Origin of the sequence: Kribbella orskensis, from assembly GCF_004342085.1 — a bacterium.
GTDB classification, from domain to species: Bacteria; Actinomycetota; Actinomycetes; order Propionibacteriales; family Kribbellaceae; genus Kribbella; species Kribbella orskensis.
Map to the genome: position 1 here is coordinate 110,540 of NZ_SLWM01000004.1, position 14,782 is coordinate 125,321.

16 protein-coding genes are annotated in these 14,782 nt (G+C 66.9%); 7 read left to right on the plus strand and 9 right to left on the minus strand.

The genetic code is table 11. The annotated features are described in order from the left end of the window. Positions 1–29: 29 nt before the first annotated feature. Entirely contained in the window at positions 30–1,628 is a 1,599-nt protein-coding gene (locus EV644_RS12790; protein WP_132188463.1) for a DHA2 family efflux MFS transporter permease subunit, read from the plus strand. Between the two features lie 291 nt (positions 1,629–1,919). Here EV644_RS12790 and EV644_RS12795 read toward each other — a convergent pair whose 3' ends face one another. Next, positions 1,920–2,234, minus strand: coding sequence for an antibiotic biosynthesis monooxygenase family protein (locus tag EV644_RS12795; RefSeq protein ID WP_132188464.1), 315 nt, complete (start codon positions 2,232–2,234; stop codon positions 1,920–1,922). A gap of 182 nt (positions 2,235–2,416) precedes the next feature. Between EV644_RS12795 and ligA the strand changes: the two genes are divergently transcribed. The 3 genes from ligA to EV644_RS12815 all read left to right on the plus strand — a co-directional run bounded on the left by ligA (position 2,417) and on the right by EV644_RS12815 (position 6,788). Continuing rightward, entirely contained in the window at positions 2,417–4,414 is a 1,998-nt protein-coding gene (gene ligA / locus EV644_RS12800; RefSeq protein ID WP_132188465.1) for an NAD-dependent DNA ligase LigA, read from the plus strand. A 272-nt stretch (positions 4,415–4,686) separates the two neighbouring features. After that, on the plus strand, positions 4,687–5,541 hold the full coding sequence (locus EV644_RS12805) for a S1 family peptidase (protein WP_132188466.1): 855 nt from the start codon (positions 4,687–4,689) through the stop codon (positions 5,539–5,541). A gap of 398 nt (positions 5,542–5,939) precedes the next feature. Next, entirely contained in the window at positions 5,940–6,788 is an 849-nt protein-coding gene (locus EV644_RS12815; RefSeq protein WP_132188467.1) for a DUF1028 domain-containing protein, read from the plus strand. Positions 6,789–6,797: 9 nt separating this feature from the next. Here EV644_RS12815 and EV644_RS12820 read toward each other — a convergent pair whose 3' ends face one another. The 3 genes from EV644_RS12820 to EV644_RS12830 are packed head-to-tail and all read right to left on the minus strand — an operon-like array spanning position 6,798 to position 9,589. Continuing rightward, entirely contained in the window at positions 6,798–7,349 is a 552-nt protein-coding gene (locus tag EV644_RS12820; RefSeq protein WP_132188468.1) for an Lrp/AsnC family transcriptional regulator, read from the minus strand. Next, positions 7,336–8,844: an aldehyde dehydrogenase family protein gene (locus EV644_RS12825; protein ID WP_199239783.1), complete on the minus strand. Its 1,509-nt coding sequence runs from the start codon at positions 8,842–8,844 to the stop codon at positions 7,336–7,338. Before EV644_RS12825 ends, EV644_RS12820 begins: the two co-directional genes overlap by 14 nt. Further along, complete coding sequence (locus EV644_RS12830) at positions 8,834–9,589, minus strand: SDR family NAD(P)-dependent oxidoreductase (protein WP_132188469.1); 756 nt, start codon at positions 9,587–9,589, stop codon at positions 8,834–8,836. The genes EV644_RS12825 and EV644_RS12830 overlap by 11 nt, the downstream gene beginning before the upstream one ends. Positions 9,590–9,722: 133 nt before the next feature. Between EV644_RS12830 and EV644_RS12835 the strand changes: the two genes are divergently transcribed. Further along, positions 9,723–10,709: an NAD-dependent epimerase/dehydratase family protein gene (locus EV644_RS12835; protein ID WP_132188470.1), complete on the plus strand. Its 987-nt coding sequence runs from the start codon at positions 9,723–9,725 to the stop codon at positions 10,707–10,709. A 1,019-nt stretch (positions 10,710–11,728) separates the two neighbouring features. Further along, on the plus strand, positions 11,729–11,956 hold the full coding sequence (locus tag EV644_RS12845) for a hypothetical protein (RefSeq protein ID WP_132188472.1): 228 nt from the start codon (positions 11,729–11,731) through the stop codon (positions 11,954–11,956). A 213-nt stretch (positions 11,957–12,169) separates the two neighbouring features. On the opposite strand, the gene EV644_RS12850 is transcribed toward EV644_RS12845, so the two are convergent. The 5 genes from EV644_RS12850 to EV644_RS12865 form a co-directional block, all read right to left on the minus strand. After that, entirely contained in the window at positions 12,170–12,961 is a 792-nt protein-coding gene (locus EV644_RS12850; protein ID WP_132188473.1) for a nucleotidyltransferase domain-containing protein, read from the minus strand. Between the two features lie 94 nt (positions 12,962–13,055). Further along, entirely contained in the window at positions 13,056–13,451 is a 396-nt protein-coding gene (locus tag EV644_RS12855; RefSeq protein ID WP_369410494.1) for a PaaI family thioesterase, read from the minus strand. Beyond that, positions 13,375–13,551 carry a hypothetical protein gene (locus EV644_RS45290; RefSeq protein ID WP_199239785.1) on the minus strand — a complete coding sequence of 59 codons (177 nt, stop codon included), beginning with the start codon at positions 13,549–13,551 and terminating at the stop codon, positions 13,375–13,377. The genes EV644_RS12855 and EV644_RS45290 overlap by 77 nt, the downstream gene beginning before the upstream one ends. 86 nt (positions 13,552–13,637) lie before the next feature. Further along, positions 13,638–13,997, minus strand: a complete 360-nt coding sequence (locus tag EV644_RS12860) for an alpha/beta fold hydrolase (protein ID WP_132188474.1) — start codon at positions 13,995–13,997, stop codon at positions 13,638–13,640. A 43-nt stretch (positions 13,998–14,040) separates the two neighbouring features. Beyond that, complete coding sequence (locus EV644_RS12865) at positions 14,041–14,304, minus strand: SbtR family transcriptional regulator (protein WP_132188475.1); 264 nt, start codon at positions 14,302–14,304, stop codon at positions 14,041–14,043. A 47-nt stretch (positions 14,305–14,351) separates the two neighbouring features. Here EV644_RS12865 and EV644_RS46240 point away from each other — a divergent pair, with 47 nt between their 5' ends. Further along, a complete protein-coding gene (locus EV644_RS46240; protein ID WP_370451425.1) occupies positions 14,352–14,606 on the plus strand; it encodes an aldo/keto reductase in 255 nt (84 codons plus the stop codon). Positions 14,607–14,782 lie beyond the last annotated feature (176 nt).

The following is a 14,782-nucleotide window of genomic DNA, read 5'->3' on the forward strand; positions in this document are numbered from 1 at the left end:
AAAGTCGTGATTCGTGCCAGGGGGACCAAATGAGCCAGCCAGCGACCCACCCCGACTACCCCGACCAGATCGATGCAGCCGCACTGAAGATCGCCGGCGTCGTCGTGTTGGGCGCCATCATGTCGATCCTCGACATCACCGTGGTCAACGTCGCCTTGCCGACCTTCCAGGACGAGTTCGGCTCGCCCGGCAACCCGGTCACCTACTCCCACGTCGCCTGGACGGTCACGGGGTACACGCTCGCGCTCGCGACCGTGATTCCACTGACCGGATGGGCGGCCGATCGGTTCGGCACCAAGCGGCTCTACATGGCCGCGATCTTCCTCTTCACCGCCGGGTCCGCCCTGTGCGCCACCGCGTCGAGCATCGACATGCTCATCGGCTTCCGCGTCCTGCAGGGCCTTGGCGGCGGCATGCTGATGCCGCTTGGCATGATCATCATGACCAGGGCCGCGGGGCCACACCGGATAGGGCGGCTGATGGCCATCCTCGGGGTGCCCATGCTGCTCGGCCCGATCCTGGGACCGATCCTGGGCGGCTGGCTGATCCAGGTGGCGAGCTGGCACTGGATCTTCCTCATCAACGTGCCGCTTGGCGTGATCGCGCTGGTCTACGCCTGGTTCGCGCTGGCCAAAGACAGCCCGAAGCGGTCGGAGTCGCTCGACGTCGTCGGCGTGGCGCTGATGTCCCCCGGCCTCGCCTTGTTCCTCTTCGGCGTGTCCTCCCTGCCCGCCGAGAACGGTGACTTCACTGCCCCACGGGTGTGGGTCTCGATGCTGGTCGGGGTGCTGCTGATGGCGGCGTTCGTCTGGCACTCCTTCCGGCCGGAGCACCCCTTGCTCGACCTTCGGTTGTTCCGCAACCGCAACCTCACCATCTCGATCATCACGATGTTTCTGTTCGCCGCGGCGTTCTTCGGCGGGCTCCTCCTGGTGCCCACCTACTTCCAGCAGATCCGCGGCGAGTCCACCCTGCAGGCAGGTCTCCTGGTGGCGCCGCAGGGACTCGGCGCCATGGTGACCATGCCGATCGCCGGGAGGCTCGTGGACAAGGTGCCGGTGGGCCGGATCGTGCCCGTCGGGCTCGGGCTGATCGTCGTCGGCATGTTCGGCCTGACCCAGCTCACGGCGACGACGCCGTACCCACTGATCATCGGCATGCTGGTCGTGATGGGCTTCGGGATGGGCGCCACGATGATGCCGTTGTTCACCTCGGCGCTGAAGACGCTTTCCGGCCCCCAGGTCGCGCGCGGCTCCACCCTGCTCAACATCACTCAGCAGATCGCCTCGTCCTGCGGCGTCGCGACGATGTCGGTCATTCTCACCAATCAGCTCAACGACTCGCCGATCATCCCCGGTACGCAGAACATCCCCGGGCTGGGCGAAGGCCTCCGCGAGACTCAGGCGGCGATCCTGTCCAACACCCGCCCGGTGGGGCTCGCCCTGCTCCATCTCGACCCCGCCGCGATCGCGCGCGGGCTGGTCGACGCCGCTGCGGCGTTCGCTGATACCTTCTGGGTCGCCTGGGTGCTGGTAGCCCTCACCCTGATACCGGCCCTCATGCTCCCCCGCAAACGCGAGGAGACGCGCCTCGTCGACGAGGGCGCGCCACCCGCGGTGGTCGACTGACCGCGGCGACCGGATCGAACGCCCGCATCGGTGACGCGGTCAGTCCGCGACACTCAAGCGTTGAGCAGAACGCGTGCGGTCAACGTCGGTCAGCGTAGTAGCCGAGAACTCGAGCTGGTCGCGGCTCAGGCCTCCTTCACCTGGCACCGCCGCGAGCGCACCTCTGTCGCCCACAGGACGCGCAGATCCCACGACGGTACGACTTGTCGTGGGTGCCGGCCGGTCGGGAAGATCCGGATCACTCGGTAGGACCGGGACCGATCTCGGTCACCGTGACCAAAGTGCTCGGTCTCATGGTGATGATGGGGACGCAACGTCGAAGTGCGCGACCGTGGCCTCCCGGTCGAGCAGGTACTCATCGTCCTCCGGGTAATACTTGGCGTGGTCTATGTCGTCGCCGGCGAAGGCGCGGATCTGATCGAGGTCGGTCCACCAGCTCAGCGTGACGATCTCGGTCCGGCCGTCGCCGAGATCGCGGGTGAGCAGCTGAGCGCCCTCGTTTCCCGGAGTACGCCGATAGCCCGCCATGCCTGTGCGCTCCACGATCTCGACGTACTCGGCTGCCTTCTCGGTAGGCACCCATCCCCGCCACATGCGCGCAATCATGCAGCCACCGTACGCCGACCAGCGCGGGTGCTGCGACAACTCGTGTCACCTCTTCATGTTCGGGTAGCGGTCGGGTACGCAGACAAGCATGTTGCCGACGACAACAATTCACGGTCACATTCGTGAGGACGAATGCCCAACCAGGCCGGTTTTGTCGGGAGGCGCGGGTAGTGTTCTGGGCCGTGGACGTTGGGGAGCGTATTCAGGAACTTGCTGATCAGATCGTGGTATTGCGCGATGCCTACTACCGGGGTTCGCCGGTGGTGGCCGACGCGGAGTACGACGCGATCGAGGACGAGCTGCGGACGCTGATCGACGCCAATCCTGAGCTGGCGCCCGACTCGAATCCGCTGGAGCAGGTGGGTGCGCCCGCGGTGCTGCACGCGCCGATCCGGCACTCGCGGCCGATGCTGTCACTGGAGAAGGCGACCCGCCCCGAGCAGGTGGAGGCCTTCTTCAGCCGCTTTCCCGGCCAGTCGGTCGTGGTCATGCCGAAATTGGACGGCCTGTCACTGGCCCTGGTCTATGAGAACGGGCGACTGGCACGAGCGATCACCCGCGGCGACGGCACGACCGGCGATGATGTGACTCCGCTGGTGCGGGCACTCACTGACGGAGTCCCGGACCGGCTCGACGTACCGGGCCGCATCGAGGTCCGCGGTGAGGCGGTCATGTTGCGGTCCACCTTCGCCGCCTATAACGCCGCCCACTCGGACAAGCCCCTGATCAACCCGAGGAACGCCGCCGCCGGCACCCTGCGCGCCAAGGACCCGGCCACCGTCGCCGAGCGGCGCCTGCAGTTCCTTGCCTTCGACCTGCTCAGCGATCCCGACAACACCGACGCCGATCTTGAGCGCGCGCTGCTGACGATGGGGTTCACCGTCGCCGACATGCGGCACTGCGACGACGCGGCCGCGGCGCAGGCGGTCATCACCACGATCGAGCAGCAGCGCAACGAGCTGGACTACGACCTGGACGGCGCCGTACTGCGACTGGCCGACCGCGACGCCTTCGCCGCCGCCGGCACCCGGTCCAGCTCGCCGCGCGGCGCACTGGCGTTCAAGTTCGCCGCCGAGGAGAAGACCACCGTGCTGGCCGACGTGGTCTGGGACGTCGGCAAGACCGGCAAGATCGCGCCGGTCGCCTGGCTGGAGCCCGTCTTCGTAGGCGGTACGACGGTCACCCGCGCGACGCTGGCCAACCAGGAAGTGATCCGCGCCCGCGACATCAAGATCGGCGACACAGTCCTGGTACGCCGCGCCGGCGACGTGATCCCCTTCGTCGCCGGCGTGCTCGACGCCTCCAAGCGCACGGGCGCGGAGCGGGACATCGTGCCGCCGACGGTGTGCCCGTCGTGCGAGCAGGCCCTGACCGAGCAGGGCAACAGCCGCGAACTGTTCTGCACCAACGTCGCCTGCCCCGCCCAGACCGTACGGCGGCTGATCCACTGGGCATCCCGGGCGGCCGCCGATATCGACGCGATCGGCGGGGTCTGGATCGAACGGCTGGCCGAGGCCGGGATCCTGGAACACCCGTCGGACTTCTACCGGCTGACCAAGGAATGGCTGCTGGAGTTCGACCGCATCGGCGAGGTCTCGGCTGCCCGCATGATCGACTCGATCGACGCGAGCCGTCAGGTCGGCCTCCGCCGGGCACTGATCGGGCTCGCGATCCCGATGGCCTCCGAAGGCACCGCGACCAGGGTGTGCCGAGCGGGATTCGGCTCATTGGAAGAGGTCGCCGACGCAGGCGTCGACGGTCTCGTCGCCGTGGAAGACATCGGGCCGAAGGTCGCCGCCTCGCTGATCGAGCATCTCACCCGGTTACGGCCCGAGCTTGAACGGCTCCGCGCGGCCGGCGTCTCGCTGGACGTGCGCGAGGAAGACCTCCCACCGGTCGTCGCAGCCGGTGCACCGCTGGCGGGCAAGACAGTGGTGGTCACCGGCGCGATCAGCGACCCACGCTCCGGCGAGAAGGTCGCGCGCCCGGCCTTCCAGCGACTCTGCGAGAAGGCGGGCGCGACCATCGCCTCGTCGGTCTCGGCGAGCACCGACCTGCTCATCACCGGAGCCGACGTCGGCGCCGCCAAACTCACCAAGGCCGAGAAGCTCGGCGTCACCGTCGTCGACCAGTCCGAGATCTGGCAACAACTCCTAGCCGCCGACCTACTCAACCGCTGATGCCCAGGGCAGCGCAGGCCGCGATCAACGGGCAGACCTACATCTGACTGACCCGCACGACCGCGGCCCTCGGCTGGTGGGCTCATGCTGCTGGGCCAGGGCGAATCAACTGACGAAGATCGACTTCGACGACTGACGAGAGGTTGCCCGTAACTCCGGACGGGCAAATACTCCTGAGTGTCAGTCAGTGGTGTCACGGCTACATACCGCCACCGGCCCGACAGTTCGAGGGACCCCGCCCACAGGTCCCGTTCACTCCTTGGGAGGAACTAATGCGGATCGAACGCACGTCAGTCCGGGGCCGCCTGCGCCGGACCGCCCAACTCCTAGCCGCGGTCAGCGCGATCACGGCGTCCCTGTACGCCGTACCAGCCGCGGGAGCCGCCGTACCTTCGCCGGCCGTGCAATTGTCCGCCGCAAACGCCGCAGTGGAACGGTCAGGGGTGAGCGGCATCGCGTGGTACACCGACACGGCCTCCGGCAAGGTGGTCGTCACCGCAGACAGCTCTGTGTCCGCGGTGGAAGTCGCCGCGCTGAAACACGACGCGGTACAGGTCAATCGCACGAGCGGCGTCTTCACGCCGCTGCTCTCGGCGGGTGACGCGATCTACGGCGGCCAGTACCGCTGCTCGCTCGGCTTCAACGTGGTGAAGGGCGGCACCTACTACTTCCTCACCGCCGGCCACTGCGGGAAGGTGGCGAAGACCTGGTACACCAACTCCAACCACTCCACGCTGATCGGCCCGACAATCGACTACAGCTTCCCAGGCAACGACTACGCACTGGTCCGGTACGACAACGCGTCGCTGAGCCACCCGGGTGGCTTCACCGCTGCCAACGCGTTCGTCGGGGAGACTGTCACTCGCAAGGGCTCGACCACCGGAACCCATAGCGGCAAGGTCACCGCACTCAACGTCACCGTCCGGTACTCCGGCGGCGGCAGGGTCGGCGGACTGATCCAGACGACCGTGTGCGCGGAGCCGGGCGATTCTGGCGGCCCGCTGTACGACGGCACGAAGGCGCTCGGCCTGACCTCCGGTGGCAGCGGCAACTGCACCAGCGGAGGTACGACGTTCTTCCAGCCCGTGACCGAAGCGGCGAGCGTCTACGGCGTGACCATCTATTGATCCGACCGATGATCCGGCCGCGTCTCTGAGGCACGGCCGGGTCAGTCGCGCTCCGCGTCCACCTTCGTCCTGTGCACTGCTCCGTGCGGGTGCTGGGCCGGAGCGTAGATCGTGAACAGCTTGAGCTCGCCGTAGCGTTGTTCACGACGTTGTTGCCGCCGGAACCCGCGTCGAGATCGAGTGCACCCGTTCTTCAGCGCGGTCCTAATGGCTCGACCTGGCCAGCCAGCCGTACCACGTCGCGCCGCGATGCGCGCACGCCTGACCGGGCCAGGCGCCCGGACGGGGATGGTCGGCGCCGCGGCTCAGCGCCGACCTCGGTCTCGCCACGCCTAGACTGCTCGGCGGTTGTGGGTGCGGAGCGACGAGACCTACGGGGCGGGTGAAGGGAGCGGACGATGACGTTTTCGATCGTGGCGTACGACGTGGACTCGCAATCCTGGGGAATTGCGGTCGCGTCGAAGTTCCTGGCGGTCGGTGCCGTGGTTCCGTGGGGGCGCGCCGGTGCGGGGGCTGTGGCGACCCAGGCCGCGGCCAACCTCTCCTACGGCCCAGACGGAATCGAGCTGCTCGCGAACGGGCTCCCGGCCGGCGAAGTGGTTGAGCGGCTCACCGGCGCCGACGACGAGCGGGACAGCAGACAGTGCGGCGTGGTCGACGCGCAGGGCCGCGGAGCCACGTTCACCGGCCCGGAGTGTTTGGACTGGGCGGGCGGCACGGCGGGCGATGGGTTCGCGGTCCAAGGCAACGTCCTCGCTGGACCGCAGGTTGTCGAGGCCATGGCCGCCGCGTGGCGAGAGCGGTCGGATGAGCCGTTCGGGCGCAGGTTGCTGGAGGCTTTGACTGCCGGAGACCGGGCCGGTGGCGACCGCCGCGGTCGCCAGAGCGCGGCCCTGAGGGTCTGGCGCGCCGGCGCGGCGTACGGCGGGGTCCTGGATCTCGCCGTCGACCTCCGCGTCGACGACCACCGCCGTCCGGTCGAGGAGCTCGGTCGGCTGCTCGCTCTGCACGAGCTGTACTTCGGCAAGCCCGACCCCGCGACCCTGCTCCCGCTGGAAGGCGCCCTGGCCGATGAGGTGGCCTCGCTGCTGGACCGGCTCGGCTACCACACGAGCAAGGGTTCCCGGCTCGCCGAGGCCCTCGGGACCTGGGCGGGCACGGAGAACTTCGAGGAACGCCTGGTTCCGGGAAAGCTGGACCCGGTCATCCTCGAACAGCTCCGCCGGCACAGCACGGCGGATCACTGAGCAGACAGTTCATGGACGGCCCGAGAGCCGGATCTTGTCGAGCAGGGCGGCACCGAAGTCCTTCGCCGGCATGTCGGCCACGGACAGCAGGGTTGCCGTCCTCTGAATGCCCGGGATCCGCCAAACCTGGTCCATCAGGATCGTCCTCAGCTCGCCGTAGTCCCGGACCCGCATCCGGATCAGGAGATCGAGCTCGCCGGTGACCAGAGTGACGTCTTCGACCTCCGCCAGTTCCCAGAGTGCGGCCATGATCGCGGCGACGTCGTATCCCGGGCCTGCTTCGATGGAGAGGAACACGACCTGGCCGTAGCCGATGACCGACCAGTCGATCTGGGCGCTGTACCCGGTGATGACGCCATTGCGCTCCAGCCGTGCCATCCGCTCACCGACGGTGGGGGCGGACACTCCGAGCATGGTGGCGATCTGGCGCTGCGACGTGCGGCAGTCTGCCACCAGGATCTTCAGCAGGGCCAGGTCGGTCGCGTCGAGCACGTAGGGTTCGCGCGTCGTCGCGGCCACGTCGCGGACGTGAGCCAAGGAGGAGTGATTATCGGCGATCATGGGACTCTCCCCTGCTGATGGCGCTTGCCGTCGAAGGCCGGCCGGCGGTTTCGGAAACGAGACGGAGTTGGGTGAAGGCGAGGATGCCTTCGATTCCGCCTTCGTAGCCGTAGCCGGAGTTGCCCAGGCCGCCCAGGGGTACGTCGGGCAGCGACGGAGCCAACTGATTGATGCCGATGTTGGAGGCGTTCAGCCGCCGGACGACCTCGTCGCGCATGTTCATGCTGTTCGTGAACAGATACGCCGCGAACGAATAGGGCGCCGCATTGGCTGCATCGATCGCCTCGTCCAACGTGCTGAACGAGGAGACGGTCGCGATGGGACCGAACGGCTCCTCCGAGAGGATCATGGCCTTGGAGTCCAGCGGGAGTCCAGCGACGACTGTCGGCTCGAGGTAGAAGCCGTCACGGGCCGCTTGTTTGCCCCCGGTCGTGATGACGGCCCCATGATCGGCGGCATCGCGGGCGAGGCGGACCAAGGCGTCCAGGCGTCCCTGATGTGCGACCGCGCCGAGCGTCACTCCCTCCTCGGTGCCATGGCCGAGGATATAGGTCTCCGCCTTGGCCGTGAGCTTGTCGACGAACTCCTGGTAGAGAGACTCGTGAACGAAGTACCTCGAGGGCGCGACACACGACTGACCTGCGGAACCGAATTTGGCGGCCGCCGTGGTGGCGATCACGTGATCCACGTCGGCGTCATCCATCACCAGCACGGGAGCATGCCCGCCCAACTCCATCACGGTGCGGATCAGATTCGGTGCCGCCTGCGCGGCCAACGCCTTCCCGACGGCCGTCGACCCGGTGAACGACAGAGCCTTGATCGACGAGGACGAGGTCAACTGTTCCGACACCGCCTGTGGATCACCGAAGACCAGATTCAGCACGCCGGCCGGAAGGCCTGCGTCAACCAGCACTTCGACGACAAGTCGCGCCGTGGCCGGAGCGAACTCCGACGCTTTGAACACCACCGTGCAGCCGGCCGCGAGAGCAGCGCCTAGCTTGCGCGTGGCCAGGACCGCCGGGAAGTTCCAGGCCGTGATCACCGCGACCGGGCCGAGCGAGGTCGGGATCGACGTACGCCGCGAACCGGCCACGACGCCCGGGAACATCGTGGCCTGAACTCGGCCGGCCTGCTCACCGTTCCAGCGCAGCGTCTCCACGGCCCGGTCGATCTCGCCGCGGGCGTCGGCCTCCGTCTTACCGGTCTCCAGCAGGATCGTCGCCGCGGCCTCCTCGGTTCGATCCGCGAGCAGGCGTGCCGCACACCGGAGGATGTCGCCTCGACCAACGGCCGGCCTGGCCGACCAGGCTGCGAACGCGACCTCGGCCGCCGTGATCGCCTCAGCGACCTGGTCGGCGCCCGCCAGCGACACGGCGCCGATGGTCCGACCGTTGCCTGGGTCAACGTTGTCGAGTCGCCCGGCCCTGCCCGTGGTCCACGATCCATTGACGAACAGGTCCGCACTCATCCGCGCGAGGCCGGTGTCAACGGACATATGACGCTCCGTTCACGTCGATGGTGGTGCCCGTCGCGTGCTTCGCCAGACCAGTCGCCAGGAACGCGATGATGTTGGCAACGTCCTGCGGCTGTGCGACCTCCCCCAGGCCGGTCTGCTCCGCGGCGACTTCGACGCCGACGGTGTCACGGAAGTGCTCGTTCAAGTCGGTGTCCACATACCCAGGAGCGACAGCGAAGGCAGTCACACCGTGACGCCCGTACTGGCGTGCGATCGTGCGCGTCATCGCAACCACGCCCGCCTTGGCTGCCGCGTAATGCCAGTACTCCGGATCCTCGCCGCGAAACGCAGCGCGCGACGCCAGGTTGATGATGATGCCGCCCCGCTCCAGTCCGGCGTACGCCGCAACCGCCTCGCGGCACAAGACCGCGGGCGCCTTGAGATGCAGGTCGAGCGAGAAATCCCAGACCTTGAGCCACTCCTCGAGCGGGGCGTCCAGTGGAGCAGGCGGATAGGCGCCGGCATTGTTGACCACGACGTCCACCTGCCCCTTGACGGCCCAAGCTTCGTCCCACAGCTTCTTGACCGCCGCCAGGTCGGTGAGGTCGGCGACCAGCACCGTGGCGCTGTCACCGAGTTCCTTGGCGAGAGCATCGAGCGCGGATCCCGTGAGGTCGTGAATCAGCGCATGCCCGCCCTGGGCCACCACCGTGCGAGCAGTCGCCGAGCCGATACCACCACCGGCGCCGGTGATCAGAACAACGCGCCCCTCAAGGCTGGTCACAAAACACCTCCAAGATCTTCCATCTGTAAGCCAGTCGATCTCTGTTGTCTACCGTTCACCAACCTCAGAGCATCACTGATCTTACAGTTATCCTCTCTGGGTAAGCTACCGGCGATCTCAAGGAGTTGTTCGAATGAGTGGGCTGCGCGTTCTTTTTCTCGGCGGAACCGGAATCATCAGCTCGGCCTGCTCCTGGCGAGCAGTCCAGGCAGGGCTCGACCTCACGGTCGCCAACCGCGGTCAGACCTCGATTCGTTCCATCCCGCCGGAGGCGAAGCAGATCACCGCCGATGTCGACGACCCGGCATCCTTGGCCGCTGTTGCCGGCCAGGACTTCGATGTCGTGGTCGACTGGGTCGCGTTCACGCCCGATCAGGTGCGCGCTCGCACCGACGCGCTGCGCGGACACGTCGGCCAGTACGTCTTCATCAGCTCCGCGTCGGCGTACCAGACGCCGCCGGCCCGGCTGCCGATCACCGAGTCGACCCCGCTGCGAAACCCGTACTGGCAGTACTCGCGCAACAAGATCGCCTGCGAGGACCTCCTGACCGCGCTGTACCGCGACGAGGGTTATCCGATCACGATCGTGCGGCCCTCGCACACCTACGATCGCACCCTCGTCCCGTTCGACGGCGGCTGGACGATCGTCGAACGGATGCGCCGCGGCCAACCTGTCGTGGTGCACGGTGACGGAACCTCGCTGTGGACTCTGACGCACCACCGCGACTTCGCCCGCGGACTGGTTCCGCTGCTCGGCCACCCCCGCACGCTCGGCGACGCCTTCCAGATCACCTCCGACGACGTCCTGACCTGGGATCAGATCGCGCACGCGCTGGCCACGGCAGCCGGGACGTCAGCACAGATCGTCCACGTCCCGTCGGACGCCATCGCCGCCGTGCATCAGGGCTGGGGGGACGGCCTCCTGGGCGACAAGGCCCATTCGGCGGTCTTCGACAACAGCAAACTCCGCCAAGTGGTCCCGGACTTCGTCGCCACCATCCCCTTCGAAACAGGCGCCCGCGAAATCATCGCCTGGTACGACGAGGATCCTGCCCGACGCCGCGTCGACCACAGCATCGACGAGGCCATGAACACCCTCGTCGCCCGCTACACGCGTTGAACCCTTGCCTGTTGCCGACGGGTGCCTCGGCTGCATCGCTGACGGTGGCACGCCAATTGATCCCCTCGGTCCGCTACCGCTCAGGCGTTGAGCTCCAAACGCGTGGTTAAGGTCCGTATCCCTCCTCGGACGCTGAAACACACTTGCTTCACTCCAGGCTGGCGGCACTCATTGTGCCGCCTGTCGTGCATCCCGGTGAGCGAGCCGTCAGGTTGCCACCGGCAACCACCCCAGACCGGCGTCCCGTCGTACCGCAACCAGAGCATCGATGCCAGGTCGAATCGACTACTACGGACGATACGGAGGCACCGGCAGCCAGCGGCATCGTTCCGTCGGTCAGCGTGGTAGCCGAGAACTCGAGCTGGTCGCGGCTCAGGCCTCCTTCACCTGGCACCGCCGCCAGCGCAGCTCTGTCGCCCACAGGATGCGCAGATCCCACGACGGTACGACGTGTCGTGGCTGCCGGCCGGTCGGGGACCGCGACACAGCGCGAGCATCCCTCGAACCGGCGGACAGCGCAGACTGCAACTTTTGCCATCGGTCGGCTACCTCGACCCGACCACATCACGCGATAGTTGCTGCTGGTCATGGTGGGTTACGGAAAGTGAGGCAGCCGACAGTCGCCGGATCCTCTGGCCTACCGTCCCGGATGTCGCTGCAGGTGGCACTGGTAGCCGACGAACTGCGCGCTCAGGTCCGGTAGATCTGACCGGTCAGCCCTCGCCCACCGAAGCGATCCGCGGAACGACGCACCCATCCGCCTCGTGCACAAGCCCGAACTACCTGCGAAAGCCGGAAATAGCCCCTGCTACGACCAGATGGCTGCGGCATCAGCCACTCGCCAGCGTCGTTGCCAGGCAACACCACAGGAGGTGAGTCCAATGCGACAAATCCAACTTCGCCAACGGCCGCTGCGAACCCGCAGACCAAGGAACACCAAAGTCATCGACCTCCGGACCCCTTCGGGCCGACGACTGCCCTACTGACTCCACTCACACTTTCCCGGGAAACGAACGACCATGAAGCTCAGATTGCACATCCACCGCGCGTACGCCGGCGGCTGGTGCGCCGACATCGACGACGACCACGACCGCCAGCCCGACGACCCCTACTGGTGCGTCGACCGCTGGCCCACCCTGCAAGACGCCCTCACCGCCGGCTGCGAGCAACTCGCCATCCTGACCACCACCCTGAAGAAGACCCACACGCTCCCCCGTCTAAGTAGCTACCTCGATCCCGCCACCTGACCCACCGAACCGCCGAACGCCGAACTCAAGACGCATCGTGGGCTAGCGGTCGCCCTGCCGACACCGAACCAGTTATCAGTCCAAGCACGCCGAACGGTCGGTGACTGGGTTGTGGCTCGGAGCGCAATAGACGACGCCGACACCTACGTTGCCATCAGCAACTGTTGCCGCCGGCCACACACCTAGGCACGGCGGCGCTCGACCTGGCGGCGTTCAGTGGTATTCGGTTGGGAGTGAGCGGTCGAGCCAGGCCAGCTCGTTGTCGGAGACGTAGCGGGAGAGAGTCGCTTCACGAGTCAGCGGCCAGTCGTGGAAGTCCTCCACCGTCTTGACAAGCACGTCGAGTCTCTCCGGCGTTGGATCCGCCAAGACAACGCGTGCCTGATCGAGAAACCCGTCCGGTGTGTTCTCCAACCCGGCGAGGGCAGGGAACAGGTACTTGTGGCCTTGGAACAAGGTGCGATTGAAGGCCAGCAGCGCACGGCCCGCCGCCGAGACGGTGTGGAGTGTCGCGTAGCGAAGTAGGTACTCCTCCCCCGAGGCGAATGCCTGCTTTGCGAAATAACCGGCCTGCAGCCGCACGACCGCGATCGCGGACGCCATCCGCCGTTCCCACTCCTCCTCATCGAGTTCGACGACGCCCTTCAGCAGGTGCTCGAGCTCTGAGCGGATGGCATCGTCGCGCGACCAGGCGACCCGGGCCTCAGTGAAGGCGGCCCGCATCGGCTCGTCGCCGCGCACTGCGCCTGCCGCCAGCAGTGCCAGAGTGACAACCTTGACGTCGACATAGCCTCGCTCGTACGTCGCGACCTCGCGGTCGACGTAGCTCACCCGATCCCCTGCGCGGGCTTGCTCGAACGCCTCCTCTGTCACGACGACGGTCACATCGACGTCGGAGTCCGGTCGCTCCCGGCCGCGCGCCACCGAGCCGTCCAGCACGACCGCTAGCCAATCCTCACAAGGATTCCTCATGAACGCCGCGAGCGTCTCATCGTGATGCCGCATCCGCTGGTTCCCCTCATGCTGTCTCAGTTGACCGGGTTCGCTTGACCGGCGAGTTTATCGCCTTCGCGAGGGATCAGCCGGAGGAACAATCGCTTCACGCGTCGGTGGGGAACAGCATGCAGGAGCTGGTCGCGTGAGCGAGTAGACGGTCTGTCGAGTCGCGCAGCTCGGCGTTGGCCAGGGCCGTCCGCCGGCCACGGTTGATGACGGTGCCGATGGCGCGAAGCGGGCCGGTATCCGCGAGGATCGGCCGGAGGAACTTGGCCGACAGATCCAGGGACGTGTAGCCGGTGCCGGCGGGCAGTACCGAGTGCACCGCGCTGGCCGCCACGCTGTCCAGCAATGTCGCGGCGACGCCGCCGTGGACGACGCCAATGGGGTTGTACAGATGCTCGCCAACCTCGCGCCCACGATCACCACACGACCAGGTTCGACTCGGTGATGGTGAAACCGATGGTGCTGGACATCGGAATCCGCGTCGCCTCACCACCCTCCATCAGATAGTGGTTGAACTCCAGTCCTGACATTCCGCGGCTTGCCTTGGCCAGCTCCTGCGCGTCGGCCCAGGAGTACGTACGAGTTCGTGCCATTGCGCGATCCTTCGCAATCCGGTCTGGTGACCTGCTTGGTTGACGACCGACTGAGGGGTTTCTGGCGCTGCGACGCGCCAATCACCTCATGCGGCGAAGTCCACGATCAGCTGCGCCAGTTCGGCGGGCTGATCCTCCGGCACGAACGAGTACGAATCGGCAACCGTGACCAGTCGGGCGTCGGGCAGCGTTGCCGAGAGTCGTTCGAAGAGTTCGGCAGGGAAGATCCGATCGTCCGCCGCGCGTACCAGGAGCACCGGCTTGCAGAATTCGGTCAGTTCCTTCGCCGCGGCCAGGGTGTATCTGTTGTGCACACCCGCGATGAACCGCTTGGCGTCCTGCCGGATCGCCCGGCTGTGATAGATCGGCCGTAGGTAGGAGTCCATGATCTCGGCAGGGATTCCACCCTTGGCCAGCCAGCCGAATGTGTTCGGCTGCCGCTGCACGATCGGCAGCCGGAGGAGTCGGCCGCCGAACCAGATCGTCTGGTTACGACTCCTGGAGTTCGGGGCTGGTGCGCAGGCCGTCGCTGAGGAGGGCGACCATGCCTTGGCTGTACTCGGGGCCCTCGCCCGGTGTGGGTTGGCACAGGTGCGCGACGGCGTGCAGGAGGTCCTTGGCACTGATGTCGCCACGGGTTTCGCCACTTGCCGTGGCGTCTTCGAGCAGTGACTCGAGGGCCGGTTCGAGGCGCTGAGAAGTAGTCGGGCAGTCCGTCGAATGCTGGATCGCCCGAGTGGAGGGCCGTGGCAAGTCCTCGTTTGGTCGCGAGGAACTCGGCATACCGCAGAAGCCACTTCGTGAGCGCCACGCCTGGCTCATGCGCGTTCGGTCTTCCGATGGGTGATGATCCGCATCAGCGAGGCACCTCGCGGCGCTGGATCACGACCGCGATCGAGAACTCTCTGCGCCGCCTGCAGACCGACTACATCGACCTCTACCAGATCCAGCGGCTAGGCCCCGACACCGATCTTGAGGAGACCCTGTCCGCCCTCGGTCCTGATCCACAGCGGAAAGGTCCGGGCGATCGGGTCGTCCATGACGCCCGCTTCTGACATCGTCGAAGCCCAGTGGGTCGACGAGCGGCGCGGCGCACTGCGTCGTCGTCCTTGGCCCGGGCCAGGAAACGGGACGTCACGTCCATCGCATTCGTCAGGTATCCGCCCAGCAGGCTGGTGGACGGCCGGTATGGCGGCAAGCACCGCGGTCAACACCGGCTCGGGCAATCAGA

Excerpts from the sequence above, each read along its gene's own strand:
- EV644_RS12790 (WP_132188463.1), top strand. The coding sequence starts at position 30 with ATGAGCCAGCCAGCGACCCACCCCGACTACCCCGACCAGATCGATGCA.
- EV644_RS12795 (WP_132188464.1), bottom strand. The coding sequence starts at position 2,234 with ATGATTGCGCGCATGTGGCGGGGATGGGTGCCTACCGAGAAGGCAGCC.
- EV644_RS12805 (WP_132188466.1), top strand. The coding sequence starts at position 4,687 with ATGCGGATCGAACGCACGTCAGTCCGGGGCCGCCTGCGCCGGACCGCC.
- EV644_RS12815 (WP_132188467.1), top strand. The coding sequence starts at position 5,940 with ATGACGTTTTCGATCGTGGCGTACGACGTGGACTCGCAATCCTGGGGA.
- EV644_RS12820 (WP_132188468.1), bottom strand. The coding sequence starts at position 7,349 with ATGATCGCCGATAATCACTCCTCCTTGGCTCACGTCCGCGACGTGGCC.
- EV644_RS12825 (WP_199239783.1), bottom strand. The coding sequence starts at position 8,844 with ATGTCCGTTGACACCGGCCTCGCGCGGATGAGTGCGGACCTGTTCGTC.
- EV644_RS12835 (WP_132188470.1), top strand. The coding sequence starts at position 9,723 with ATGAGTGGGCTGCGCGTTCTTTTTCTCGGCGGAACCGGAATCATCAGC.
- EV644_RS12845 (WP_132188472.1), top strand. The coding sequence starts at position 11,729 with ATGAAGCTCAGATTGCACATCCACCGCGCGTACGCCGGCGGCTGGTGC.
- EV644_RS12850 (WP_132188473.1), bottom strand. The coding sequence starts at position 12,961 with ATGCGGCATCACGATGAGACGCTCGCGGCGTTCATGAGGAATCCTTGT.
- EV644_RS45290 (WP_199239785.1), bottom strand. The coding sequence starts at position 13,551 with ATGGCACGAACTCGTACGTACTCCTGGGCCGACGCGCAGGAGCTGGCC.